A 26810-nucleotide genomic window follows, 5' to 3' on the forward strand; every position below is an offset into this window, starting at 1 on the left:
TCAAGAAAGCCGAAATATCGCGGTTGCACATAAAACAATTAACCCAAAAGGCAGAAAGTTGGTCGCTTCGCTTTCAAGCTAACATTCGCTAAATCAGGCGTGTTTGACTCGAAATAGGCGATCTTTCAACTAATGGGAGTATTCATGTCTTTAAAAACCAGTATTAATGGACCGGTATTTTATCCTTCGGTCGTTTGTTTGATTGCGTTAGTGTTGATTGGGGTTATTTGGCCTGATTCGGCGCAATTGCTGTTCGACGGCGTACAACATTGGCTGCAACTGAAAGCCGGTTGGCTTTACATTCTTGGGGTTGCCGGTTTTCTTATCTTCATCGTCTTTATTATGGTCAGTCGCTACGGCGACATTAAGCTCGGCCCCGATCATTCTGAGCCTGATTACAGCTATGGAACCTGGATTGCCATGTTGTTCTCCGCGGGAATGGGCATCGGTTTAATGTTTTTTGGTATCGGCGAGCCTGTGATGCATTTTTTGGCGCCGCCAGATGCTGATCCGCAAAGTTTAAAAGCGGCTAAGGATGCGCTTAAAATCACCTTCTTCCACTGGGGGCTGCATGCTTGGGCGATTTATGCCGTGGTGGCTCTTAGCTTGGCCTATTTTAGCTATCGCCATAAATTACCCTTGTTGCCGCGCAGTGCGCTGTATCCTTTGATTGGTGAACGTATTTATGGCCCAATCGGACATACCGTCGATACCTTAGCGGTGATTGGTACCGTGCTTGGGGTTGCTACGTCGCTCGGCTTTGGGGTGGCGCAGGTTAACTCTGGGCTGCATTACTTGATTGGCGACAGTCTGCCCATCGCGCCTGTGGTGCAAGTGATTTTGATTACCTTGATCACTGGGCTGGCGACCATTTCGGTGGTTACCGGTGTAGATAAAGGGATCAAAGTTCTTAGCGAGCTGAATATGGGGCTGGCATTTGTGCTGATGATTTTTGTGCTGTTAGTTGGCCCAACAGTGACTTTGCTGCAGCATTTTGTGCAAAACACCGGTGCGTACCTGAGTGACATTGTCAACAAGACCTTTAATTTGTACGCCTATCAGCAAAAGAATGACTGGCTAGGCGGTTGGACACTGTTCTATTGGGGCTGGTGGATCTCTTGGTCGCCATTCGTCGGTACGTTTATCGCGCGAGTCTCTCGTGGTCGTACGATTCGTCAATTCCTCGTTGGGGTGATGTTTGTGCCGACCGGTTTCACCTTTTTGTGGATGACCATTTTCGGGAATTCTGCAATCGATGCCATCGTTAACCAAGGCGCGCAATATCTGGCAGATGCTGTGTCATCGGATGTCTCTGTCGCGCTGTTTACCTTCTTTGAACATCTGCCGTTTTCTGGTCTTCTGTCTATTCTTGGCGTGTGTTTGGTGGTGACCTTCTTCGTAACATCCTCAGATTCGGGCTCATTGGTGGTAGATAATTTGACCTCGGGTGGTGATGAAAATGCCCCGGTTTGGCAGCGAGTGTTTTGGGCGTTGGCAGAAGGGGTGGTTGCTTCGGCGTTATTGTTAGCAGGTGGACTAAAAGCGCTGCAAACGGCCTCGATTGCCAGTGCGATGCCATTCCTAATCGTTATGATCTTGATGTGTGTCGGTTTATTTAAGGCACTGAAAGATGACCGTTTAAAGTTGATGAGCGTGCGATTACATAACTCAACCGTGCAATACGCCAAAACTAGTGTGGCCTGGCAGGAGCATTTGGATGTGTTGATTTCCCACCCAACCTACAATGAAGCCCGAGCGTACCTTGATAAGATTGCCGAATCGGCACTGACCGTGGTAGAAAAGGAGTTCAATCGTCGCGGGATCTCGGCGGAATTGCAGTACGACAATGACAATGATCGTATTCGCTTGATCTTGGATGGGACTGAGCAGCAAACTTTTGTTTACGCGTTAAGGGTAAGAAGTTATACCCTGCCGGGGTTGTCTGACGATAACGATAAAAACTATTATCGCGTCGAAGTATTTCTTGAGCATGGCGGGCAGTACTATGACGTCATGGGGTATACCGAAGAGCAACTACAGGCAGACGTGGTGACTCAGTACGAGAAATATCGTCACTATCTGCATCTTTCGATCGCAGAGTATGTGAACCAGTAATCTATTTCCATTAGGACCGACTTTTACATGACAACAGGTAAGTTAGATCAGGTGTTGGCGCAAGCCAGAGAATACAAAGCATCGCGCGAGCAGGGATACCGTGAACGTGCACTGAAAATGTATCCTTGGGTGTGTGGCCGTTGTGCGCGTGAGTTTAGCCATAAAAATTTGAGCGAACTGACCGTTCATCACCGCGATCATAACCATGACAACAACCCCAATGATGGTTCAAACTGGGAATTGTTGTGTCTCTATTGTCATGACAATGAGCATTCACGCTTTGAAGAGTTAGTCCAGTATGGCGATACCCGCGATGGGGCACAGGCAGCTGCCACATACAGCCCTTTTGCGGGATTAAAGGATATGCTGGCGAAAAAATAATTAAATTACATTTAAGTAATTGATAATTAATTAAACATAATTTTTCTGTCAGCATTTTTCCTGCCACGTATCACAGCTTTGACTTAGGTTTAAGTTGTTTTGGCTGAAAAGTGGACAGAGTATTTGTAACAAAGTCTATTTTGCGGAGGCTAGTCATTGGCTTGACTTGTCTTAGCCAATATACTTTGCACTTTAAGTATTACAACAACTATGGAAGCAAGTGATATGACTCTTGGTTCAGCTAACGTGAGCAAGACGCATTCGTTTATGACGGTGTCGCTCATCGAATTGTGGGAACGTTTTGGTTACTACGGGATGCAAGCGCTAATCGTGTACTTTATGGTACAGCGTTTAGGGTTTGATGATGAACGTGCTAACTTGGTATGGAGTGCTTGTGCTGCGTTGATCTACGTATCACCAGCCATTGGCGGTTGGGTTGGTGACAAGATCCTCGGCACCAAACGCACTATGTTGTTAGGTGCGGGCATTCTGTCAGTGGGTTATGCCCTGATGACAGTACCAACTGAAAACACTTGGTTCTTGTTCTCTGCGCTTGGCGTAATCGTTGTGGGTAACGGTTTATTCAAACCTAATGCCGGTAACCTGGTTCGTAAAATCTACGAAGGTGACGATTCTAAGATCGACAGCGCATTTACCATCTACTACATGGCGGTTAACGTTGGTTCAACCATCTCTATGTTGTTGACCCCATGGATCAAAGACTACGTAAACGAAGCTTATGCGGGTACTCACTACGGTTGGCACGCGGCATTTGCTGTTTGCTGTGTGGGCTTGTTAGTCGGTTTGGCAAACTATTCATTGATGGCCAAAACCCTGACAATGTACGGTTCAGAACCTGATAACCACCCAGTAGATAAAAAGAAACTTGCTACAGTACTTATTCTGGCACTGGCTTCAGTTGCATTGTCTGCTGTTATTCTTGAATACCAAACACTGGCGCGTATCTTCGTGTATATTGCGGGTATCGCCGTATTGGCTATCTTTGTTCACTTGATCCGTAACAGTGAGCCAAGCGAACGTGCAGGCCTGATTGCCGCTTTGGTATTGACCATTCAGACAGTATTCTTCTTTGTGTTCTATCAACAAATGTCAACGTCACTGGCGCTGTTTGCATTGCGTAACGTGGACTGGGAATTCCAAATGTTTGGTGTGCATTTATGGACTTGGTCTCCTGCACAGTTCCAAGCATTGAACCCAATCTGGATTATGCTGTTGAGCCCATTGTTGGCATGGCTGTACGCTACTGCGGGGCGTAATAACAAAGACTTGTCGATTGCGGGTAAATTCGCACTGGGCTTCGCGGTTGTTGCTTTGGGCTTCTTCATCTACGGTGTTGCAGGTCAATTCGCAGTTAACGGTAAGACTTCATCTTGGATCATGATCTGGGGTTATGGTGCTTACTCATTAGGTGAGTTGCTGGTGTCTGGTCTGGGTCTTGCGATGATCGCTCGCTACGTACCTGCACGCATGGGCGGCTTTATGATGGGGGCTTACTTCGTGGCATCAGGTATTTCTCAATACTTGGGTGGCGTGGTAGCAAACTTCGCCAGCGTACCGAAAGATTTAACCGACCCAGTACAAACACTGGAAATCTATACCAGCCTGTTCAACAAGTTAGGTATTGCCGCGGTAGTGTGTACCGGTATCGCACTTGCAGTATTGCCATTAATGCGCCGTTTGACTGAGACTCACCACTCTCACAGCACCTCTGCTGCCGAGTCGCTGGCTGACGTAAAAGCTGAGCAATAAGCACTAGACTGGTAACAGTCGTACCTAAAAAGCTTAGTTAACCCGTTAAAAATACCCTCAACATCGTTTGATGTGAGGGTATTTTTTTGTGCCCGATTCGGCTGTATTTAGTCGAATCTGCTTCAACAGGAAGCTAGCCTGTCTTGTTGATTGTCGGAATAGGGCATAAAAAAACCTGTCTCGCTTTCGTTGATGCGCGAGACAGGTTGGCGTTTCAGCGTTAGCGCTTATTTATGCCACTCTGTAAAGGCGGCTTTGGCGCGTTGCAGTTTGTCATAGGCTTGCAGCAACGATTGGTGCTTAGCAAAGCCGAGAATACCGTTAGTCAATTGCAGGTCATAGCCATAGGCCTGTTGTTGAACGTGCGCTAATGCTGCATCTAAATGCGCTTTGGTAAACATACGTTCAAACTTCGGCAGATATTGCTCAAGCTCTAAGCCTTGCTCTTGCGACTGCAGAATAGCGAGCACTGCGTGGTAGAAACGCAAGCGAGGCTGGCGATCTGCCGTGATGCCATAGGCGTTAAAATCAACGGTCCATTGAGCCCAATCTAAAGCATCTTCTAGTTCACCCAAGCACAGGGCTAACAAACAACGCAGTTCACCAATACGCAGCGTTGCCCAAGGGCTGTTGTTGTCAACGGCAATACCTAACAGCTGATCCAGCGGTTGGAATTCATCCACATTCAGTGCGTCGATTTCAGCCAAAATGGTCTCGGCCAGATCGCCATTGCTAGTGTCGCTCAGCCATTGTTCGAGTAAACGGCGTAATGCGGTGCCGCGATTGTTGTTCGCAAAATGCAGGTCATCAGCAGGATAGATTTCTGAATAGCCAGGCACTAATACACGGCAGGCATATGTTTCGAGGTGTTCATAGTCTGCGATGTAAACATCTGCGCCTAATTCACTGAATTTGCTCAACAGCAGGTTAAATTCTTCTTGGGTTGAACCGGCAAAATCCCAATCTGCAAACGGGTAGTCGCTATCTTGCTTAAACAGATCCCATGAGACCAGACCTGATGAATCAATAAAGTGAGTTTCGATATTGGTGTGATCGCCCACTTCATCATTGTTGAATGATGGCGATGGGAAAATATCCAGATCTTTAAGACCACGGCCTTGCAGCAATTCAGTCACGGTACGTTCTAGTGCCACGCCAAAACGCGGGTGTGCGCCGAATGATGCAAAACAGCCTCCGTTGATTGGGTTAAACAGCGTCACACAAATGACCGGATACTCACCACCTAATGAGGCATCAAAACAGGTGATGGGGAAACCTTCATCTTCCAATTTTGCAATCGCTTCAACCACATGAGGGTAGCGCGCCAAAACTTCAGTTGGGATTTCTGGCAGCGAAATACACTCAGTAATGATGCGATTTTTGACGTAGCGCTCAAAACATTCCGACAGAGCTTGGGTACGGGCTTCAGTCTTGGTGTTACCCGCTGACATGCCGTTACTCACGTACAAATTGCCGACAATGTTCATTGGAATATAGATTTGTTGACCGTCAGATTGACGCTCAAAGGGCAGGGCACAGACGCCACGCGCTTCGTTGCTAGATTGAATGTCTACCAGCTGCGCCATCTCTACATCTTGCTCGGGATCGTAATGTTCTTTGAGGTAGTCATCCATCAATCCCGCTGGCCAGCTATCGGTGATTGGGAACCATTTTTCATTGGGATAATGGACGAATTCGCCATTGGAAATCTGCTCACCCATGTAGAAGTCGGCAAAGAAATAGTTACAGGCCAGACGTTCAAAATATTCGCCCAAGGCACTGGCTAACGCGGCATCTTTGCTGGCGCCCTTACCATTGGTAAAACACGCAGGACATTGGCGGTCGCGAATATGCACAGACCACACGTTTGGGACTGGGTTCAGCCACGATGCTTCTTCGATATCAAAGCCTAACTTGGCTAAACGTTGCTGCATAGTGTTGATGGAGACTTCGAGGGCTTCATCTTTGCCCGGAATAAATGTGCGGCTCATGAGGTTCCAAATTGTTAACTAGATCAAATTTCGCGGCATGTTAACACATTTGCTGCGGCTGATTCTCTACCGTTTTGCACTGAGTTATATCCGTTTACCATTTATCGCTGACGACACAGATAAATCGCTTTTTTATCTGCGGTAACAGTTGCTAGAATGGCCGACTATTGAACGTATGTCGCCTTAAGTAACAGGATAAAAACATTGGAATTTTTATACGAATACGGGCTGTTTCTTGCCAAAGCGGCCACTGTCGTTGTGGCGATTGCCGTGATTGTGGCCATTGTGGTCAGTGCCTCGGTTAAGCCTAAGTCAGACAAAGGCGAATTACGCCTTACCGATCTGAGTGACGAACTGGCTGGATTAAAACATGACTTGCATGCAGAGCTGTTAGATAAAAAGGCTTTCAAACAATATGAAAAGCAGCTAAAAGCTGAACAAAAAGCCAAAGAAAAGGCGAAGGATGCAGATACCAGCGCGCCATCTCGCGTGTTTGTGATGGACTTTAAAGGTGGCATAGAAGCGGCTGAAGTCGCTTCGCTGAGGAGAGAGATCAGTGCCGTTTTAGCCGTGGCAACGGATAAAGATGAAGTGGTGGTTAATGTTGAAAGTGGCGGCGGCATGGTCCATGGCTATGGCTTAGCCGCAAGCCAGTTAGAGCGTTTTCGCGCTGCCAATATTCCGCTGACCATTTGTGTGGACAAGGTTGCCGCAAGTGGCGGTTACATGATGGCCTGTGTGGCCAATCAAATTGTGGCTGCGCCGTTCGCGATTATTGGCTCTATTGGTGTGGTGGCGCAATTGCCCAACTTTAATCGATTGCTGCGTAAGCATGATATTGATTATGAACAACATACTGCGGGTCAGTTTAAGCGCACGATCACCATGTTTGGTGAAAATACCGAAGAAGGCCGTGAAAAATTCCGCGAAGAGTTGGAAGAGACTCATCAGTTGTTTAAAGGTTTTGTCGGTCGCTATCGTCCATCGTTGGTGTTAGATAAAGTGGCCACCGGCGAGCATTGGTATGGGCAGCAAGCACTGGATTTAGGCCTAATCGATAAGGTGGGTACCAGTGATGATCTGCTGATGACTCTGGCGAATGATCGCCAAGTGTACAAAGTGCAGTATCAGATTAAGAAAAAGCTCACTGATAAACTGGGTCATGCGGCGTCAGTATTGGTGAATGCCTGTATCGACAGCTTGGTGTTGCGCAATCGCTCCGTGTAGGGTGATGGTTAGATAAGCAATAGGCCAGCAGTTGCTGGCCTATCTTTTTAACAACTATGTACTCAAAGATTAGATTAAGTAACTGATATGTTGATAGAAACCAACCGTCAATTCTTGAGTTTTAGGATCTAAGCCAATCGCTTTGGCAAAATCTCTCAGCGCAGCTTCAACTTGATTCATGTAGCGACCATAACCCGGTTCAGCATAGTCTTGTTGGGTGGCCACCAAAATGAAATCCACTGCTTCAACATGGCGTTTGCCACCATCCCAATAGCGTTGATATTCCACTTCATTATCTTGCGGATTGAAGCCCACATGTTGGGTTTCCGCTGTTTGGCCGCGTTGGTCAAATTTACTGTTACGCACTAACGGAGTCAGACCGTTAGCAATCATGGCAGAATGCTTCAAATGGCGTTGATTAATCGCACTAAGAAACTGATCTTCCAAGTAATGGTACAAGGCTTGTTCGTTTTGGCCTTCTGTCAAAATCTGCTGCTTCAATTTACGCGACAGTGGTAGCGTAACCTTGACGTGTGCAGTAGAGGTGTAATTGGTTGGCAATTCACAACCACGAGACTTATAGCGCATGTAGATGTTACGCAGTTTATAGCCATAGGTTTCAGTATTGCGTTTTGCGGCGGCAAACAGGTCGTATGACATCTGTTGGTGGTCACGGATTTTGAACGGTTGTGATTGGGCTGGCAGCTGAGTGATCAGCTTATCCATCACCATTCGCACGTTGTTGTGAAACGCGGCCGCGTTAGCGCGAATATCATTGCCGGTCGCCAAAAACAGGAAGCGTAATTTACGGGCGCGATAGTCTGCCTGATAGAACAGGTTCTGAGCTTCGTGATATTCAGGGTTATAGAAAAACAGAATTTGCTCAGCGGTTTGCAAGCAATAGGCTTCGGTGTGATAGCGCACGATGGGCAGCTTATCATTGGCAATCAGATGTACATTAAACAGTTGGTGCACATCCGCCAGTTTAAAAAATTGTTCGGCAATTTGCAGATAGCATTGTTCGGCATCAGCATAGTGTTGCAGTAATTCGTCTGACAGTTTTAATTCGGCGCTGATATATTGGTTAGTACGTGTAGTCAGGGGCACATACAGTTTTGCTTGGGACATACTCTCTCCTGAGAATAGTGGTGAAACTTTGCGCATATTTTAGTCCTGTCGGCTATTCTGATATAGAGTGCAAATCACCTTTTTCGCCCGATATTTTTTTATGCAAAACCCCGTTTTTACTCAATTTTTCTCATATTGCAGCGAAGTTGAAATCCGACTAAATACCGTTTGTGAATAGCTATGCGTGAGCAAATGAATTTTCAGGCATTCGCCGCACTGATTTTTAGTTTTATTTAATGAAAACGCGTTAGCCTGAACGGGTATTGCAGCAAGCATCGCTGACGTTTTTAGGCATAGCGCGGCAAAACTTCAGCCATTGGTTAGCTGATTAATTATTTCTATAGCGAAATTTTGCTGATGAGCAGCCTGTGGATACAAAAATTTGAACCGTACAGACTGCCGCTTCGTAAGCAAGAACGTGTTGCAGCGTTAAGATTTAGCAGGCTTAACCGCCGTTAATGCTTGCGCGATATACGGCAGCATAAATTCAGTGATTTTCGGTTGTGCCTGCGTATTAGGATGAATGCCGTCGCGTTGCATCAATTCAGGATAGGGTGCGATAACTGTCATAAAGAATGGAATGAGAGTGACGCTAGAATCTTTGGCAAGTTGTTGGTAAACGGCACTGAATGCTTTTTCGTAGCGTGGGCCATAGTTTGGGGGCACCATGACTTCTGACAGCATCACCTTGGCACCTGCTTGCTTAGCTAACGCTATCATTTTTGTAAGATTGTTTTGCAGCTGTTGCGGCGGAAAGCCCCTTAATCCATCATTTCCACCTAGCTCAATCAAGACAACATCCGGCGTTGCAGAAGCGAGCAACGCGGGCAAGCGGCGTAGGCCTCCAGCGGATGTTTCACCACTGACAGACGCATTTATCAGGGTATGTTGTGGCAATGCTTTGCGTAGTCCCTCAACCCAGCCGTCTTTTTCATTTACGCCATAACTAGCGCCAAGGCTGTCGCCGACGATTAGCATGGTTGCCGCATGTGTTGGTAACGCCAACATCATTAACCACAGTGGTAGTAGCGCCACAGGACGACATAAAAAGGAAGCGAACTTGAACAACAATGCCATAAAAGTTTCCCAGTTGGTGAAAACAGTAACGACTCAAGAAGGTGAGCTAACTATCCTGAAAGGCATCAATATGGAAGTCAAGTCTGGAGAAAGTGTCGCGATTTTAGGACCTTCTGGCTCAGGTAAGTCGACCTTGCTTGGCTTGCTTGCTGCGCTAGATTCACCAACGACTGGCGAAATTAGCCTCGACGGTGTCTCTCTGGTGGGGTTAAACGAAGAGCAAAAGGCGGCGCTGCGAAAACAAAAGATCAGTTTTATTTTTCAATCATTCATGTTGGTGGATACCTTAACAGCATTAGAAAACGTCATGCTGCCAGCTGAGTTATCTGGCATTAAGAATGCGCGAGAAAAAGCTACCCAGATGCTGAAGCGTGTCGGGTTGGAGCATCGCTTAGGGCATCTGCCTAAACAACTTTCTGGTGGCGAACAGCAACGGGTGGCGATTGCCCGTGCCTTTATCTGCGAACCCAAAGTGCTATTTGCAGATGAACCGACCGGAAATCTTGATAAACACAATGCTGACCGTGTGGCGGATATGCTGTTTGCGATGAACCGAGAAAGCGCTACTACGCTGGTGTTAGTGACGCACGACTTAAATTTAGCGAAGCGTTGTCAACGTCAGCTTGAAATGCAAGATGGTCAACTTTTTGAAGTGACTGCAAAACAGAAAGCTGAAGTCGCAGCGGAGCAGGAGGCGAGCTAATGGAATGGCAATTAGCTTGGCGGCTGTTTAACCGCGAACTTAAACAGGGGCAATTAGTGCTGATTATTCTGGCACTGATGCTGGCGGTGTTGTCCGTTACTGGCCTGGCGAGAGTCAGCGAGCGCTTACAGGTGGCAATTAATGGCCAGGCGTCAAAATTTATCGCCGCCGATCGCATTATCAATTCACCACAACCCATCGATGAAACCATTCTAAGCGAAAGCCAAAAATTGGGGCTGAAGCTGTCGCGCAGCTTGCAGTTCAATTCGATGGTATATGCTGGTGACGCATTTCAACTGGTCACCGTCCGCGCGGTTGATGATAACTATCCTTTAAAAGGTAAGGTGGAGCTCGCAGCGTCCCAGCCAGATCAGAAATTAGGTAAACAGCAGCTGTGGTACGAGACTCGTTTGGCTGGATTACTGAATCAACCCGCAGCGGTGGAAATCGGCAATATTCAAATGAACATGGCGGCAGAGATTTTGAGACTGCCAGATGGTGGTTTTAACCTGTTTGCCTCGTCGCCGGTGGTGTTGATGCGTCTTGATGATGTTGATGCTACTGGTGTGGTACAGCCAGGCAGTCGAGTGACCTATCTGTATCAATTCGCGGGGGATGCAAGTGCTCTCGCTGAGTTTGAAGCGTATGTCAAACCCAAATTAAGTACTTCACAACGATGGGTTGATGTGCAATCGGGCGACTCGCCCGTGGCATCTGCAGTAAAGCGGGCAGAGCGCTTTTTGTTGTTGGCGAGCTTACTCGGAATCGCTTTGGCGTGTGCGGCCATTGGCATTGCGGCGCAACGCTATTGTCAACGCCATTACGACGTGGTGGCGATGCTCAAAACCTTTGGGGCATCTGCAAAGCAGATCCGCGGTTTATTTGGATTACACCTGTTATTGGTGACCTGTGTTGGAGTGATACTTGGGCTTATTGGTGGCTTTTTATTGGATATGGCAATTACGCCAGTGTTGCCACCAGAAATTGCCGCCTATGATGGGCCGATTTGGCGCCCGATATTGCTCGGTATCGCGACCGGATTTATCAGCGCACTGATGTTCTCTGCCTTTCCGCTATTAAAACTGCTCTCTATTCCGCCGTTGCGAGTATTACAGCGACAGCTTGAGGCATCAACCATTGCTAATTGGTTACATACGGTATTGAGCTTGCTGGCGATGGCTTTACTTGGGTGGATCTATTCTCGCTCGTTAACACTCACCCTGACTGTGGTGGGCAGTGTAGTGTTATTAGGGCTACTGCTCGCGCTAATGGGGTATTTATTGGTGAGCGCAGGGCGCACTGTTGGTATGAAAACTTCCAGTCCAGTAGCGTTGGCGTTGGCTGGGCTACGCCGCCGCGCACGGCAAAATTCAGTGCAATTGGTGGGGTTCTCTAGCGCTTTAGTATTGTTACTGACGATATTAGCGCTGAGGCAAGATTTGTTAAACGAGTGGCAGCAGCAGCTGCCTGAAAATGCCCCGAACTACTTCCTCATTAATATTGCACCTGAAGAAGTACAACCGCTGACTGATTTTGTTAAATCGCATCAGGTGGATATGACCGATATTTATCCCGTGATTAGAGGTCGATTAAGCGCTATCAATGGCGAGGAGCTCATCACGCCAGAGCAGCGGCAACAGGGCGAACGTGGGCGTTTGGGCATTTCCCGAGAGTTAAACCTAACATGGCGTGAAACCTTACCGGAGAATAATCAAATTCTCTCAGGCCACTTTAATCAGCAAGCCAATGAAGTGTCGATAGAATCGGGCGTAGCGGAGCGCTTAGGTGTTGGCCTAGGCGATAAATTGACGTTCACGATTGATAATCAACAGGTTGAGGTTTTGATCGCCAGTATTCGGGCGGTGCAGTGGGAAACGTTGCAGCCCAATTTCTTTATGATTTTTACTAAGGAAGCGCTCGCGCCATTTATGTACACCTCTATGGCCAGCTTTCATCTAGATTCGAGCCAGAAAGAGGTGGTTTTGGCACTGATTAAGCAATTTCCTACGGTTTCGATTATTGATGTCGGCGCGATGATTTCACAGCTACGTGGCATTATTTCGCAGGTTTCTATGGCGCTGACGCTTGTGCTCGTTATGGTGATCTTAGCTAGTTCATTAGTCATGATTGCGCAAACAGAAGCGGGAATGGCAACGCGGCAAAAAGAGTTAGCCGTTTTGCGTACCTTTGGCGCCTCCGGTGGCTTGTTGCGATGGGCAACCACATTGGAGTTTGCCATTTTAGGCGCCGTTTCCGGGGTACTTGCCGTTACGGTCACTGAGTTTGCATTGTGGATTTTGAAAACCCAAGTATTTGAGCTGCAGGTTACTGCACATTATCTCTGGTGGTGGTTAGCGCCTTTAAGCGGCGCGGCGTTAGTGGCTATTTTGGGATTATGCCGTTGTGCTGGTTTATTGCGAAAATCTTGTGGCGAATTACTTAAGTTAGAAATTTGACAGCAGGCAACTTTTAGCCTAGCGGCAGTTGCCGTGAGGATATTATCTGCCGTAATTCTGACGTTAAATAGATAAAGCAAAAGGGAGCGTAAGCTCCCTTTTTGACATTCGTAATCGGATGGTTAATCCAATTAGTTCCACCAACCTTTAGCATTAACAACCTCAAGTTTGACCAAACCTTTTGGTAATTTCGCTTTTTTGCGTTGTGGTTTAGCAATCCCCAGCGCTTTTTTGATTGAATTCAGCATAGTGATTCTCCTTAAGCAACTTGAGTTGGTTTGATTTTGACATTCGGAATCAGCGAGACATTAGTCGGTTTGATTTTAACGTTTGGAATCAGTGCTACTTCAGTCGGTTTGATTTTAACGTTTGGAATCAGTGCTACTTCAGTTGGTTTGATTTTAACGTTTGGAATCAGTGCTACTTCAGTCGGCTTGATTTTAACGTTAGGAATCAGTGCTACTTCAGTCGGCTTTATTTTAACGTTAGGAATCAATGCCACTTCAGTCGGTTTGATTTTAACGTTAGGAATTAGCGCCACTTCAGTCGGCTTGATTTTGACGTTAGGAATCAAACTAGTTTCGGTTGGCTTGATTTTGACATTTGGAATCAGACTAGCTCCTGCATTCTGAAGCTCACTAGCGATCACAGAAGATGAACTCAAGCACGCGATGGTTAAAGCTGATAATACAAATCCTTTAATCATATCTCTATCTCTCTTATTTATAATTGCTAAGCTTCCAAGCCGGAGAGGCTCGATATAAAATCAGAGTAGATAAAGCATCTAGTGTGCCAATTTTAAACGTCGTAAAATTGACTACTTGTTAATTGGTTCCATTTTCCAAATTGTTTGAATTCATATCTCGTTCCAAATAAGCGGTAAACTCTTCCCTTGAAATCGCCTTGCTGTATATAAATCCTTGAATTTCTTCACATTTAAGTGCTTTTAAAATATTGAGCTGGGCCGATTGTTCGACACCTTCGCCCACGACTGACAAGCCCATGTTGTGGGCGATCGTAATAATTGAATCTACCATTTTGAGATCGCGATCAGATTTATCGATATCGTCTACAAATGCCTTGTCAATTTTTAAGGTATGAATGGGAAAGCGTTTTAAATAAGAAAGCGACGAATAACCGGTGCCGAAATCATCCAGCGCCAAACTTATGCCGAGCTTGGCTAATTGATGCATCACCTTGATTGCTTTTTCCGGCTGTTTAATGACGGTGCCTTCAGTAATTTCTAATTCTAAATTCGCTGCAGGTAATTTAGTTAATTGCAGTATCTCTTCGATGCGAGCTTGCAGATCTGGCAGTGCAAATTGACGTGACGATAAGTTGACCGCTACACGTCCATTAAATATGCCCTGCTGACGCCAATCCTGTGCAGCGAAACATGCCTTTTTCAATACCACGTCACCAATTTCAACAATTAGACCGGTTTCCTCAGCTAGAGGAATGAATTCTCCTGGGGATATCAGTCCATGTTTAGGGTGATTTAACCTGACCAGCGCTTCCATTCCTGCCAACTTGTTGGTGGCTAAGCTAATCTTAGGTTGAAAATAAACTTCAAAATAATCATCTCGAAGCGCTTCACGAATTAAGCTTTCCACTTCAAGCTGACGTAATGCATTACGGTTGAGAGATTCAGAATAGAACTGGTAGCGGTTACCCCCTGCTGACTTAGCGTGGTACATCGCGATGTCCGCCTTACGAAGCAATGCTTGTTCGTTCTGCTCGTCTTCGGGGTACAGTACAATACCAATACTCACGCCTACGACCAGTATCTCATCAGCGAGCGCAAACGGGTCACGAAACGCTTCAATGATATCATTGGCAATGATCGCACTAGAGCCGATATCGGGGTTATTATCAATTAAAATAGCGAACTCATCGCCGCCAAGACGATAAAGGTTGGTTGACTTTGGCAGTGCCGTTTTCAAGCGAATGGCGACTTTTTTGAGTAGTTCATCACCCACTTGGTGCCCAAGCGAATCGTTAATTTTTTTGAAGTTATCTAAATCCATCATCATCAAGGTGTGATGGCTGTCTTTTTTGACCAAGTTTTCGAGGGTAACTTGCAAGTTTGATCGGTTAGGTAATCCAGTCAACAAGTCATTGTTAGTCAGGCGGCGCAATTCCGCTTCTTGCTTCTTACGATGGGAAATATCGGAAAATACTCCAACATAGTGGGTAAGGGTGCCTTGTTCGTCGTAAATGGCATCCACTGTCAGTTCCATCAGAAATTCGCTACCGTCACCTCTAATCGCTTCGATGTCAGAACTCCAACGTCCTTGTTGTTTCAACACCAGCATCAACTGCTTGTTATAATCAGCAGAGTACTTGCTAAAGTGCAGCGGACTGCCCAGCATTTGCTCTTGTGAATATTTGGTAATGATGCAGGCCGCATCGTTGACTTCAACAAAGTGGAACTCGGTGTCAAGAATGAATACACCTTCGGAGATATTTTCAATCGCACGTTCAAATAAGCGCAACTGCTCTTCAGCGGTTTTAAAACTGTTGATATTTTTTATTGTGCCGGTCATACGTAGCGGTTGATCTTTGTCATCGCGCTCAACTATTTTGGCGCGGTCAAGAATCCACAACCAATCATCATTTTTACTGCGAACTCGATAGGTGGCTTCAAAGTGTTCGGTTTCTCCTCGAAAGTGTCTATCTAACGTATCTTTGACGCGCTGTTGGTCTTGAGGATGAATATTACTTTCTTCGCCGTTCTTGCCTGAACGTTGTCCATCCATAGGGAATTCAAGGGCACCCCAAATATTGGAACGGTAAATTTTGCCGGTTTCAATATCCCAGTCCCACATCTCGTCGCCACTGCCCCACAACGATAACTTAAGACGTTCTTCACTTTGAGCAATTTGTCGTTGAATTGACCTTCTTCTTAAATAAGCTTTAATTAAAAAAACTAAAATTAAAAAGGTCATTATAGAATAGCAAATTTTTGCAGTTGTAGTTAACCACCAAGGGGGGGAAATAATTATTTTAAGTCGTTTTTCTTTAGAGTTCTCAGATGTTATCGGATTTATAGCATTGACAATAAAATAATACTCACCATGGGCAATGTTTGTGTAGGTTGCAAGTTGTGCATCAGTTGAAACTAGCCAATTGCTATCGAAACCATCGAGCTTGTATCTATATTTTATATTTTTGTAACCGCTATCTGGACTGCTGAAATAAATTGAAAAAGGGTAGTCGGAGTACTTTAGTTTTAGCTCGTCTTCTGTGTTTATTGATTCGCTTAGAATTTCACTACCTACGGCAACTTGTTTGTTGAACAAATAGAGGTTTTCTAGATTTGTTTTTATATTTTCTGATGGTTCTAAATTTTTTATAAATTTTTCAAGATTTAATAAATTCAAACCTGATGTCCCTGCGAAAATTAAGTTTCCTCTATCATCGGAAATTATCCCTTGAGTATTATATTCTGGTTGCGCTCCGTTTTTAGAGGACAAGATATAATTTTTTTTCTTTACCTTATCATAAATTATTACACTTCTCACTGATGTTGAAATAACATAATTATCAATGCTCATTATAGAGAATATTGGGTTTCCACTATAATATACATCATTAAGGTTTCGCCTTTCTAGATCGTATGTTTCTATTCCTGACAAAGTTCCTATAAATATATTGTTGCTACTTTTATCAATAGCTACAGATACCGAGAATTTATCTGAAATTCGATATTTTTCATGTTCATCTATTAAAAATGTCCCACCTTGAGTGGCAGCAATTAGATGTTCATTGCTTTCAATGATATCAAATATTGGATTTCCTAAATCTACATCATAGGTTTGTATTGTTTTATTTTTTATTAAATCGTATTTAATGACGAGCCCATCTACCGTACCTATATATAAATAATTAGTGTCTTCTGATTTTGTTAATATATTAACACCGGAGGATAATATTTTGTTTTTACCTCCATTGCTTCTGTTTATTATATATAGACCTGAAATGTTTCCTACAAAAAAATGAAAATCATTAAATTCTATCGCTTTTGTTCCTATTATTTCTGTTTGGATTTTTTGTGATTTTCTAAAGTCTAAGCTATAGAGTTTAAGGTTGTCGCTTTCGTCGGCATATAAGACTTTATCTTTGAATTTTTTGACAGACCAAATGTTATCGCTTTTTGTGCTTTCTATTGTTGAAATAATATTATTGGTATTTCTAGATATAATGAAACCATTATTACTGGTGGAGAAAATTAAGCTTTTTGATGTTTTGGTTATTGAAAATATTTTATTGTTATTTATATCAATCTTACCAATTTTAATTCTACCAGTTTCGCCGATAGAATATATCTCGCCTCTTGTGTTTATCGCATAGCAAATTTTGTTTTTTATAGTTATTGATAAGTAGCTGTCATTACTGAAATCTTGGATTTTCGTTGTAGATATCTTCAGTAATTTGCTTTCCGTTAATGCTATGAATGATTCATCGTTAAAATTTTCTATTTGGAGTATGTTGCTTTTTATTAATTGTTCATTTTTATAAAGGTTGCCACCAAATGTTAAATAATATACATTGTTATTAAGTTCTATCGATTTTTTAAGGTTGTTTAGTGTACTTTGGTTTTTTGTAGTGTTTTGGGTTAGTCCTATAATTGCATTAGGTGTTGTTATTGTAATTTTGTTTTCATATTCAGAGATGTCATTTATTGGCTCATAAATTTTATAATTTTCGAAAGATTCAGTATTTTTGTTATATTTGAACAGTCCTTGTGGAGTAGCTACTAACAATGCTTTTATGGAGTTTGAATATAAAACAGAGCTAATAAGGGATGATCCAAGTCCCGTACCGTCATTTGCATAAAATTGTTTAAACTCTTTTCCATCGAACCGGTTTAGACCATTGAGTGTTCCGATCCAGATATAGCCGTCATCATCTTCAGCAACAGCTGTTACAGTACTCTGAGATAGCCCTTCCGATACTCCATAAGAGTCAACGTTTAACAGTACTGGTGGTGAAAACTCTAGCTCTCCATCTTGTTGTACGACATCAGTGGAAACAGCGTTACCATTAGCTACAGGAGAGGTGTCATCGGAAGCTTGTGCGGAGTAGGCTGCTAAAGAAAAAGAAAGCTGAACAAGAAGAAGTAACCCAAGAATTTTTATCGGCATAAATTTAGTCTTTGTATAGTCGATGCCAAGTAGTTGAATGCCCACTTTTTCAGAAAGTAACCAATTTGTCAAAATGAAACGGCTAAGTAACATACGATTGAGTTCAGTTTGTTAATTTCTTCTGTCTTCCGTCAAATTTTTAGCCTACTGACATTTAACCGTCGTCCCTGACGCGTTGGATTTGGGTACTTCGTCAAAACTCAAAGTTGTCACTCTGGTGTTTAAACGCTTTTAAATCATCAATTAGCGTGCCAGAGTTTAATGTGCCCGTTTGCTTATGTTGTTCGCCGGTGCTGAACAGTACCAGTCGGTCCGCAGTTTTGGTGCGCATTTTTTGCATCATAAACTTAATCAGATCGGCCCGAGTCAGTTGTTCGATTTGAGCGACTACAGTTTCACGTTGATTAAATTGATAATCTTTATTGCCGATGCTCACCCAATAGCGTTGGCTGCGGGTTTTCATATTGGCGTCTTGTTCCATGACTTGGTTGATTAAGCCTTGTTTGGTGGCTTCCCATTGGCCATTGGTAATCTGCATGACGGCGTAATTAAAGTCGGCAATAAACTGGTCGATGATTTCGAGTAGTTTTAGCGGCCCTGCGACAGGGGATTGTACGTAAAAGATGATGCCCGGATGTCGGTTTAACGGCAGATAACCAGTTCCGAGCATATAACCTAGCTGTTTTTCTGTGCGAAGTTCGTGGAAGAATGGTGACGACATGGTGTGATTCAACAAACTGAAAATCGCCATCTGCTCGGGGCTGGTTTGTTCCGATTGATAGTAGACGATAATCGCGCTGTCTTGATGCGCCACATTCAACTCTCGCAGCAAGGTACCTTTGTTGGTGAGATTGACTAGTTCGCGTCCTGACTCTGCCGTTGGCTTAGATATTAATGAAAGGATGTGGCGCAGCTTTTTGGAAAGTTGTTTAGCTTCATTGCTTAGCCAGTCGCCGTAGACCAATCCCTCAAGGTAAATTTCACTAAAGAATTCAGCTACATGTTGATTGAGCTCTTCCAGTGTGCAGTCTTCCAATAGTTCAGCCATTTTGTGCAATTCATAGTTACGCTGCTGTAGCGTCACCGTTAGACTGTTAAACAACTGAGAGATAGGTTTTGACTGTTGGTGGTTATACCAACTGCGAAGTAACTGTAGTTTGATATTGTGAAACCGCTGTTCAGATAGCGTGAAGCCAGTAACATTATCAATCAGCACATCGAGCAGTTTTTCCTGCTGGCCGGTGTAGCCCGCCAAATGCAGGGTAATACCACCCTGATGGGGGTAGATGTTGTAGCTCAGTCCAGCCACTTCTGCTGGATAGGTAAATTCGGCTAAATGATCCAACAGCATTTCGACATAAAGGCGTGTGAGTGCTGCATGGCGTGCGGTTTTACTGGCTGATTCAGAATCAAATGAGAGATAGATGTGGCCTTTAGGCACATTAAATTCATCATCTTTTTTGTGCCAAATACGAAATCCTGCACCTTCCGAAATGATCACCGGCGTCGCGCTGACATTATCCTCTTGCCGAGCATTGCTATCGTCAACAATAAATGGGTTAGGTAAGGGCAGATCCATCCCTTCAGGAAGTGTTGGCGCTTGCCATTCTGCTAACGTAGAGGCAGGGATGTCTGAGACTGAGTACGGCGTGTGATACCAATCTGCATGAAGGTCGGTTGGAAATTCAGTCGATACCAACTGCAGTCGCATATTATCTGGCGACATTAAATCGAGCATTTGCTGGGTGAGCGGCTCATCAAATCCCTGCATGACATAATCGCCCCACACCGCATCTTGCGGCGTAAAGTGATGCAGATTCATGCTCAAATGGCTGGCGAGATCCATTGGTTTTGTTTGTTCTTGATAGCGAAACGCCAGTTTAAGTAGATTGGCGCGTTCATCGTAACGCCAAGCTTGCATGCCATGGGTGGCGATAAGCTTGATAAAGGCAAAACAAGCAGACACCACAGAATGATAGTTTTGTAGGCCTTTTTCCGTCAGTTGAATAGTGATGTTGTACTCTTTGAAATTGTAGCCTTGAATACCTCCACCAGCTGACAGACTGACTGCATACCCTTGATTTTTTAACCAAGACAGCAAACTGCCTTCTGCCTCGTTGCCGATAATATGGCTGATAAAGGTCAACGGCTTTTGTTGGTATTGGGTGTGGATACTTGGGATACCAAAGCTAAGTGTTAGCCGTTTTTGTTCTTTCAGCGGCACGATAGTGATCAGTTTTCCGAGCTGTTGTTTGGTAAACAGTGGTGTATCGGGGTAAGGCTTTTGCAACTGCTTATTTTGTACCGGGGCAAAGTTATCTTGGGCAAATGCCGCCAGTTCATCCAACGAGTAAGGCCCCACCAAACTCAATGCCATCAAATTGGCACTGTAATGCTGTTGATAAAATTGCAGTAGTTCAGTCCGTAATTGCGCAGGTTCACCGGCTAAGGTGTCTAGATTTCCCACCGAAAATTTTGAAAAGGGGTGTGCGGGATTGACCGTTTCTTTTAACACCTGATAAATCCGCCGAATATCGTCTTTTTGCTTGAGGCGAAATTCAGATTCAATTGCGTGGCGTTCTCGATCAACCAACTCTTGGTTAAACAGCGGTGCGATAAAAAATTGACTAAAGCGGTCGACAGCTTCTTCAAATACTTCTGCATTGATTGCAAAGAAGAAATTGGTGTGTTCTGTGCCTGTCCACGCGTTGTTGTTGCCACCATGCTGGTTAATGAACTCTAAAAAGCTACCCGCGTCAGGGTACTTTTCCGTACCAAGAAACAACATATGCTCTAAAAAGTGCGCCATCCCAGGCCGAGAGACTGGATCATCAAAATGACCCACGTTAACAGCAACCGAAGCTGCCGCCTGTGTTGCATCCATGTCACTGACTAACAGTGTTTTTATGCCATTAGACAAGGTGATGAAGCGATATTCGCGCGTGTCATTAGGGCTGATGATGATGTCGCTTGAAGGCGCCAAAAGTGCATTCTCGTAGTCGGTTAATTCCTATATATTGGAGCCGAATCAGCCGTTTGGCAAATTTCGTCAACTTTCTGCGACAGCGGACAACAAAGGGGAGTTGTTCCAAAAAGAGAAAAGGCTACAATAGTCAGTCATAATAAAAATAGATCATCATGAGTGAGTGATGTATGCAGTTATTTCTGATGCGGCACGGGGAAGCGGAACACCATGCGCGAAGCGACAGGGAACGGTCGTTGACTGAGTCGGGAACATACAATTCCGGCATGATGAGCGAATGGTTAAAAAACAGCGTGTCTGAGTTTGACCTCGTGTTGGTCAGCCCCTATTTGCGTGCGATGCAAACCTGGACGGAAGTCTCAGCACATTTCCCACAACCTCATAAGGTAAAGGTGCTTGATGAATTAGTGCCTGCGGCCGATCCTGAAATGGCGTCACGACTTGTGATGGCGTACGCCGAGCAGTTTAAAGCGCAAAATGTGTTGGTGGTATCGCACATGCCGTTGCTTGGCTATATGGTCAGTGAATTTGTGCCGGGCATGGAGCCGCCTCTATTTGCTACTTCCGCCGTGGCTTTGGTGGATCTTATGGGCAAACATGCTTCCTTGATGTGGCAGCAATCGCCACACAGCATCAGTTAAGCTACGACTGATACGCGTAAATCCTGAGTTAATCGGCTCAGAAGCCCCCAAAAAACAGCATCGCAAGGTGCTTTTGCTTTATTGGACGTTTATCTTGCTTATCGCCAGCACTAAGTTCAAGCATTGACACTGCTTTTTAGCGTCGATGTTCCTGTTCAGCCACCTCTACCAGTACCAGCAGAGCCGCATCTCCCCCCCATTCTTTAGTCGCTTTGTGAAACGCTTTCACGTCAGGATGTTGTGCCAACCAAATGGGTAATTGCTGTTTGAGGATGCCGGTGCCGTGCCCATGCATTATGCAGCAACACGGACTATTTTGCCGAATGCACGCCTGAATTAACGCGGCGATTTCCCGTTTGGCTTCAGCTTGGCGCATGCCGTGAAGATCAAGCAGATATTCAGGCACATAGTCACCACGGCGTAAGCGTTTGACTTCCATTGGGTCAATATCATCACGGTTCCAGCGCATCGGTGCGTCACTGGGTAGCAACGGCTGATAAATGTCTGAAAACACCACTTCCGCCTGCTGGCGCGTGCTGTTTTCAACAACGTCGCGGCGAGATTTTACAGGCGGCCGAAAATGCAGCGTGTCTTGCGCTAACGGCTTGACTCCCTGCAATAATTTTTCAAATTCGGCACTGCCGTTATCGTCAAATTCTTTGTTCATGGCGGCATTTTATTGAATTCTATTCATTCTGAACAGAGTTCAGTTACAATGGGTCGGATATAAACGTGCCGGAGTGGTATTTTGGACAAGATTTTTGTTGATGAAGCGGTCACAGAGCTGCGGACGATTGCTGATATGTTGCGTTGGGCTGTAAGCCGTTTTAACGATGCGGGTATATATTACGGTCATGGTACCGACAACGCTTGGGATGAAGCGATTTCACTCGTCTTTCACTCGTTACACCTGCCTGAAGAGATTGGCCCTCAAGTGCTGCATGCTAATTTGACTAGCAGCGAGAAACATAAAATTGTTGAGTTGATTATTCGCCGCGTTCGCGAGCGGATCCCTGTGCCATATCTTACCCATCGCGCTAATTTTGCCGGCCTTGAATTTTATGTGGATGAGCGGGTGCTTGTGCCGCGTTCACCGATTGCTGAAATGATTGAAAATCGTTTTAGTCCATGGCTTTATAACAAGCGCGTTAATCGCGTATTGGATTTATGTACCGGTAGCGGCTGTATCGCAATCGCCTGTGCTTATACTTTTGAAGATGCAGAAGTCGATGCACTGGATATCAGCGAAGACGCGCTTGAAGTGGCTCAAATCAACATTGAAACACTGGGCGTGATGGATCGTGTGTATCCCATGCAGTCAGATCTATTCTCAGCATTGCCAAAAGGGCCGCAATACGATCTTATCGTGTCCAACCCTCCTTATGTGGACGCGGAAGATATTGCGGATATGCCAGAGGAATATCACCACGAACCTGAATTGGGTTTGGCATCAGGCTATGACGGCCTTGATTTGACCAAAAAGATTTTGGCGAATGCGGCAGATTACTTAACTGAAAGCGGCATGTTGGTTGTCGAAGTGGGTAATTCTATGGTGCATTTGATGGAGCAATTTCCAGAAGTGCCATTTACTTGGGTGTCGTTTGAACGCGGTGGTGATGGCGTATTTGTGCTGACACGTGATCAACTGGTTGAACATCAATCCTTGTTTGCGCAATATCGTAGTGACGATTAAGTAAGAGAAATCAATAACAACACAATAAAATAAAGGGGTGGGAATACTCGATGTCGGGAAACAGCATAGGTCAGAATTTTGTGGTAACTACCTTTGGAGAAAGCCATGGTGTGGCATTAGGTTGCATCATTGACGGATGTCCTCCAGGACTCGAATTGACCGAAGCTGATATGCAGCATGATTTGGATCGCCGTCGTCCCGGCACTTCACGTCATACCACTGCAAGACGTGAGCCTGACGAAGTACAGATCCTCTCGGGTGTGTTCGAGGGGAAAACCACAGGTACTTCTATAGGGCTGCTGATCCACAATACCGATCAGCGCAGCCAAGATTATTCCAACATCAAAGATCAATTCCGCCCCGGTCATGCCGATTATACCTACCAGCAAAAGTATGGTTTGCGCGATTATCGTGGCGGTGGCCGTTCTTCGGCACGTGAAACTGCAATGCGCGTTGCCGCGGGTGCGGTGGCCAAAAAATATCTCAAGCAACAGTTTGGGATTGAAATCCACGGTTACCTGTCGCAGTTAGGCCCTATCTGTGCTGAGACAATTGATTTTGCGCAGATTGAGAAAAATGACTTTTTCTTTCCTGATGCGAGCAAAGTTGAAGCGTTAGATAGCTACATGCGCGATTTGCGTAAAGAGCACGACTCAGTTGGCGCTAAAGTGTCTGTGGTCGCCACCAACGTACCGGTCGGTTTGGGCGAGCCTGTATTTGATCGACTTGATGCGGATATCGCGCACGCCTTGATGGGGATTAACGCTGTCAAAGGTGTTGAAATTGGCGATGGCTTTGCGGTTGTCACCCAAAAAGGCTCTGAGCACCGCGATTTAATGTCGCCTGCTGGCTTTGCATCCAACCATGCGGGCGGTGTGCTGGGCGGTATTTCATCTGGGCAACCGATTGTGGCGCATATGGCGTTAAAGCCGACCTCAAGTATCAGTATTCCCGGCGAAAGTATGACGGTACAAGGTGAATCCACTGAAGTGGTGACCAAAGGACGTCATGACCCATGTGTCGGTATTCGTGCGGTGCCGATTGCGGAGGCGATGTTAGCGATAGTATTGATGGACCATCTGCTACGCCATCGCGCACAAAATATTGACGTTAAAAGTCCAACCCCTGTTTTAGGAATGCGTTAGTCACACCCATGATGTCGAGTTCATTTGCTGCCGGAGGGCCACTGCGTTGGCTCTCCGGCTGTTATTTTTTCTACTTCGCGATTTTAGGCGCGTTAATTCCGTACCTTGGGTTGTTCTTTGAACATCGAGGTTACAACGCCGCTGAAATTGGCTTTCTGATGGCCATTTTTATGGGCACGCGCATCATTGCCCCCAATCTATGGGCAATGGTTGCTGACCGTAATGGTTTGCGGGCGGAACTGGTTAAGTTAGGCAGTTTCACCGCAGCTATCGGCTATCTAAGTTTCTTCTATGACGGCGGCTTTTGGTATTTGGTCGCAAGTTTGACCTTTTACACCTTCTTTTGGAACGCAATTCTGGCACAAGTTGAGGTGTTAACCCTCGACACCTTGGGCGCTAATGCTCATCGCTATGGTGCTATTCGCAGTTACGGCAGTGTGGGTTACATCATTTGGGTGGTCATCACCGGTTGGTTGGTTAGCCAGTGGGGCGCCGAAATGGTGCTGTGGGTCGGGCTGGCGCTGTTTTCAGGGTTGTTTGTCTGCTCGATGCCGTTACCCTCCAGTCGTCAAACCAACCAAGATGCCAGTGCCGCGGTTAAATCCCCATTAAAGTTTAATCGTGCGATTGTGCTGTTTTTGCTCTCGGCCTTGCTGTTACAAGCCGGCGTTGGACCTTTCTATGGTTTTTTCGTGCTCTATTTGAAGAAAGTCGGCTATAGCGAAACCATGGCTGGGGTGTTTGTAGCGATGGGCGCAGTGGCTGAAATCTTTATGTTTATGCTTGTGCCGCGTTTACTCAAGCAATTTAATCTTAAACTGCTGTTGATGTTCAGTATGGCGATGACGGCGATTCGCTGGTGTTTGGTTGCGACCATGCCTGACTATTTACCGGCCTTGATTTCCAGCCAGATTTTACATGCATTTACTTTTGGCTTAGTGCATGCGGCATCAATTCAGTTTGTGCATCGGAATTTCAGTAAGGAGCATGCCAGTAAAGGCCAAGCACTCTACGCCAGTATGAGTTTTGGCTTAGGCGGAGCGCTAGGCAATTGGATCAGCGGCCATATTTGGGGCGATGGTTCAGGCGCCGCGTATGTTTGGCTGTTTTCGGCACTGTGTTCGATTGCCGCAATGGTTGCGGTGTATTTTATCCCAACTCGCGCATGTATGGTTGAGACTGCTAACGGCAGCTAGTTCGGAGAGAGATGATGAACTCTGAAACCCAAAAATTTCGCTTAGGATTGATTATTAATCCGTTCGCCGGTTTAGGTGGCAGCGTGGCGTTAAAAGGCAGTGATGGCGTTGCCGCAGAAGCGTTGGCGCGCGGTGCTGAACCTAAAGCGCCATCGCGTGCCAGTCAAGCGTTACAAGCTTTGCAGCATTATGCCGATAAATTGGTGGTTTACACCGCCGCCGGTGAATTGGGCGAGCGGGTGGCCGTAGAACTTGGGTTCGACACGCGGGTGCTTTATGCCGCCGATACTGAGTTTTCTACTGCGGAGGATACACAAGCAGCAGTACGCGCATTTGCGGAACAAACACTCGACTTATTGGTGTTTGTCGGGGGCGACGGTACTGCGCGCGATGTTTTTAGTGTCGTCGCTGAAACACAGCCGGTGCTGGGTGTTCCTGCCGGGGTGAAAATCCATTCGGGTGTGTACGCCATCACCCCGCACGCTGCCGGCAAAGTGCTTGATATGCTGCTTAAAGGCGAATTGGTTCGCCTAATGCAGGCGGATGTAATGGATATCGACGAAGCGGCTTTTCGCGGCGGTACAGTCAAGGCGCGCCGTTTTGGTGAGATGCTGGTGCCGGCAGAGCCACGATATATTCAGGCTGTGAAAATGGGCGGCCGCGAGGTCGATGAATTGGTATTAGCCGATATTGCCGCTGATGTTATCGATACCATGGAAGATGAGCTGTATATCATCGGCTCTGGTTCTACGGTTGCCGCCATCATGGACGAGCTGGGGCTTGCCAATACCTTGCTCGGCGTTGACTTAGTTGAAGACCGGAAACTGATTGGCCGGGATTTAACCTCCAGTGAGTTGCTCGAGGCGACCAGCGGCAAACCTGCTAAATTGGTCATTACCTTGATTGGCGGCCAAGGGCATATTCTTGGGCGCGGTAACCAGCAGCTGTCGCCCGCGCTGATCCGCCAATTGGGCAAAGACAATATCATTATTGTGGCAACAAAAACTAAGTTGAAAGCACTTGAAGGTCGGCCATTAATCGTGGATAGTGGCGACCCTGAATTGGATGCCGAAATGAGCGGCTACTATCGTATTGTGACCGGATACCGAGATTATGTGATGTATCGGGTTGCCAATCCGGATTTAGCGGAGTGACAC

Annotated in this window: 18 protein-coding genes; 11 read left to right on the plus strand and 7 right to left on the minus strand. The window is 45.7% G+C overall.

The annotated features are described in order from the left end of the window. Positions 1-144: 144 nt before the first annotated feature. From JYB87_RS06965 to JYB87_RS06975, 3 genes are all read left to right on the plus strand, one after another. Positions 145-2115 carry a BCCT family transporter gene (locus JYB87_RS06965; protein ID WP_207356151.1) on the plus strand — a complete coding sequence of 657 codons (1971 nt, stop codon included), beginning with the start codon at positions 145-147 and terminating at the stop codon, positions 2113-2115. Between the two features lie 27 nt (positions 2116-2142). Beyond that, the gene (locus JYB87_RS06970) at positions 2143-2496 is read left to right on the plus strand and encodes a YajD family HNH nuclease (protein ID WP_207356152.1); all 354 of its coding nucleotides are present in this window, start codon (positions 2143-2145) and stop codon (positions 2494-2496) included. Positions 2497-2721: 225 nt separating this feature from the next. Then, positions 2722-4266, plus strand: a complete 1545-nt coding sequence (locus JYB87_RS06975) for a peptide MFS transporter (protein ID WP_207356153.1) — start codon at positions 2722-2724, stop codon at positions 4264-4266. 227 nt (positions 4267-4493) lie between these two features. Here the strand turns inward: JYB87_RS06975 and ycaO are convergent, their stop codons facing one another. Then, on the minus strand, positions 4494-6257 hold the full coding sequence (ycaO, locus tag JYB87_RS06980) for a 30S ribosomal protein S12 methylthiotransferase accessory factor YcaO (protein ID WP_207356154.1): 1764 nt from the start codon (positions 6255-6257) through the stop codon (positions 4494-4496). 204 nt (positions 6258-6461) lie between these two features. Between ycaO and sohB the strand changes: the two genes are divergently transcribed. Next, positions 6462-7484 carry a protease SohB gene (gene sohB, locus JYB87_RS06985; RefSeq protein ID WP_207356155.1) on the plus strand — a complete coding sequence of 341 codons (1023 nt, stop codon included), beginning with the start codon at positions 6462-6464 and terminating at the stop codon, positions 7482-7484. A gap of 69 nt (positions 7485-7553) precedes the next feature. Here the strand turns inward: sohB and JYB87_RS06990 are convergent, their stop codons facing one another. Further along, the gene (locus tag JYB87_RS06990) at positions 7554-8612 is read right to left on the minus strand and encodes a DUF3083 family protein (RefSeq protein WP_207356156.1); all 1059 of its coding nucleotides are present in this window, start codon (positions 8610-8612) and stop codon (positions 7554-7556) included. 429 nt (positions 8613-9041) lie between these two features. Further along, a complete protein-coding gene (locus JYB87_RS06995) occupies positions 9042-9623 on the minus strand; it encodes an arylesterase (RefSeq protein ID WP_207356157.1) in 582 nt (193 codons plus the stop codon). A 49-nt stretch (positions 9624-9672) separates the two neighbouring features. Between JYB87_RS06995 and JYB87_RS07000 the strand changes: the two genes are divergently transcribed. Further along, complete coding sequence (locus tag JYB87_RS07000; RefSeq protein WP_228729965.1) at positions 9673-10392, plus strand: ABC transporter ATP-binding protein; 720 nt, start codon at positions 9673-9675, stop codon at positions 10390-10392. After that, positions 10392-12848 carry an ABC transporter permease gene (locus JYB87_RS07005; protein WP_207356159.1) on the plus strand — a complete coding sequence of 819 codons (2457 nt, stop codon included), beginning with the start codon at positions 10392-10394 and terminating at the stop codon, positions 12846-12848. The genes JYB87_RS07000 and JYB87_RS07005 overlap by 1 nt, the downstream gene beginning before the upstream one ends. 259 nt (positions 12849-13107) lie before the next feature. Here the strand turns inward: JYB87_RS07005 and JYB87_RS07010 are convergent, their stop codons facing one another. The 3 genes from JYB87_RS07010 to JYB87_RS07020 all read right to left on the minus strand — a co-directional run bounded on the left by JYB87_RS07010 (position 13108) and on the right by JYB87_RS07020 (position 20978). Next, positions 13108-13554: a hypothetical protein gene (locus JYB87_RS07010; protein WP_207356160.1), complete on the minus strand. Its 447-nt coding sequence runs from the start codon at positions 13552-13554 to the stop codon at positions 13108-13110. 118 nt (positions 13555-13672) lie between these two features. Further along, the gene (locus JYB87_RS07015; protein WP_207356161.1) at positions 13673-18067 is read right to left on the minus strand and encodes an EAL domain-containing protein; all 4395 of its coding nucleotides are present in this window, start codon (positions 18065-18067) and stop codon (positions 13673-13675) included. 121 nt (positions 18068-18188) lie between these two features. Further along, on the minus strand, positions 18189-20978 hold the full coding sequence (locus JYB87_RS07020) for an insulinase family protein (RefSeq protein WP_207356162.1): 2790 nt from the start codon (positions 20976-20978) through the stop codon (positions 18189-18191). A gap of 170 nt (positions 20979-21148) precedes the next feature. Between JYB87_RS07020 and sixA the strand changes: the two genes are divergently transcribed. Next, entirely contained in the window at positions 21149-21619 is a 471-nt protein-coding gene (gene sixA, locus JYB87_RS07025) for a phosphohistidine phosphatase SixA (RefSeq protein ID WP_207356163.1), read from the plus strand. Positions 21620-21755: 136 nt separating this feature from the next. Here the strand turns inward: sixA and smrB are convergent, their stop codons facing one another. Next, positions 21756-22286 carry an endonuclease SmrB gene (smrB, locus tag JYB87_RS07030; protein WP_207356164.1) on the minus strand — a complete coding sequence of 177 codons (531 nt, stop codon included), beginning with the start codon at positions 22284-22286 and terminating at the stop codon, positions 21756-21758. Positions 22287-22367: 81 nt separating this feature from the next. Between smrB and prmB the strand changes: the two genes are divergently transcribed. The 4 genes from prmB to JYB87_RS07050 are packed head-to-tail and all read left to right on the plus strand — an operon-like array spanning position 22368 to position 26807. Then, positions 22368-23312 carry a 50S ribosomal protein L3 N(5)-glutamine methyltransferase gene (prmB, locus tag JYB87_RS07035; protein WP_207356165.1) on the plus strand — a complete coding sequence of 315 codons (945 nt, stop codon included), beginning with the start codon at positions 22368-22370 and terminating at the stop codon, positions 23310-23312. 50 nt (positions 23313-23362) lie between these two features. Further along, entirely contained in the window at positions 23363-24457 is a 1095-nt protein-coding gene (aroC, locus tag JYB87_RS07040) for a chorismate synthase (RefSeq protein WP_207356166.1), read from the plus strand. Positions 24458-24468: 11 nt separating this feature from the next. After that, on the plus strand, positions 24469-25653 hold the full coding sequence (locus tag JYB87_RS07045; RefSeq protein WP_207356624.1) for an MFS transporter: 1185 nt from the start codon (positions 24469-24471) through the stop codon (positions 25651-25653). A 14-nt stretch (positions 25654-25667) separates the two neighbouring features. Then, on the plus strand, positions 25668-26807 hold the full coding sequence (locus JYB87_RS07050; RefSeq protein ID WP_207356625.1) for an ATP-NAD kinase family protein: 1140 nt from the start codon (positions 25668-25670) through the stop codon (positions 26805-26807). The last annotated feature ends 3 nt before the right edge of the window (positions 26808-26810 follow it).

Origin of the sequence: Shewanella avicenniae (assembly GCF_017354945.1) — a bacterium.
In the GTDB taxonomy this organism is placed as follows: Bacteria; Pseudomonadota; Gammaproteobacteria; order Enterobacterales; family Shewanellaceae; genus Shewanella; species Shewanella avicenniae.

Coding starts and splice junctions, on each gene's coding strand:
- sixA (WP_207356163.1), top strand. CDS start 21,149: ATGCAGTTATTTCTGATGCGGCACGGGGAAGCGGAACACCATGCGCGA.
- JYB87_RS07005 (WP_207356159.1), top strand. CDS start 10,392: ATGGAATGGCAATTAGCTTGGCGGCTGTTTAACCGCGAACTTAAACAG.
- JYB87_RS06995 (WP_207356157.1), bottom strand. CDS start 9,623: ATGATGTTGGCGTTACCAACACATGCGGCAACCATGCTAATCGTCGGC.
- ycaO (WP_207356154.1), bottom strand. CDS start 6,257: ATGAGCCGCACATTTATTCCGGGCAAAGATGAAGCCCTCGAAGTCTCC.
- JYB87_RS07045 (WP_207356624.1), top strand. CDS start 24,469: ATGTCGAGTTCATTTGCTGCCGGAGGGCCACTGCGTTGGCTCTCCGGC.
- JYB87_RS07010 (WP_207356160.1), bottom strand. CDS start 13,554: ATGATTAAAGGATTTGTATTATCAGCTTTAACCATCGCGTGCTTGAGT.
- JYB87_RS06990 (WP_207356156.1), bottom strand. CDS start 8,612: ATGTCCCAAGCAAAACTGTATGTGCCCCTGACTACACGTACTAACCAA.
- aroC (WP_207356166.1), top strand. CDS start 23,363: ATGTCGGGAAACAGCATAGGTCAGAATTTTGTGGTAACTACCTTTGGA.
- JYB87_RS06975 (WP_207356153.1), top strand. CDS start 2,722: ATGACTCTTGGTTCAGCTAACGTGAGCAAGACGCATTCGTTTATGACG.
- smrB (WP_207356164.1), bottom strand. CDS start 22,286: ATGAACAAAGAATTTGACGATAACGGCAGTGCCGAATTTGAAAAATTA.
- JYB87_RS06970 (WP_207356152.1), top strand. CDS start 2,143: ATGACAACAGGTAAGTTAGATCAGGTGTTGGCGCAAGCCAGAGAATAC.
- JYB87_RS07050 (WP_207356625.1), top strand. CDS start 25,668: ATGAACTCTGAAACCCAAAAATTTCGCTTAGGATTGATTATTAATCCG.
- JYB87_RS06965 (WP_207356151.1), top strand. CDS start 145: ATGTCTTTAAAAACCAGTATTAATGGACCGGTATTTTATCCTTCGGTC.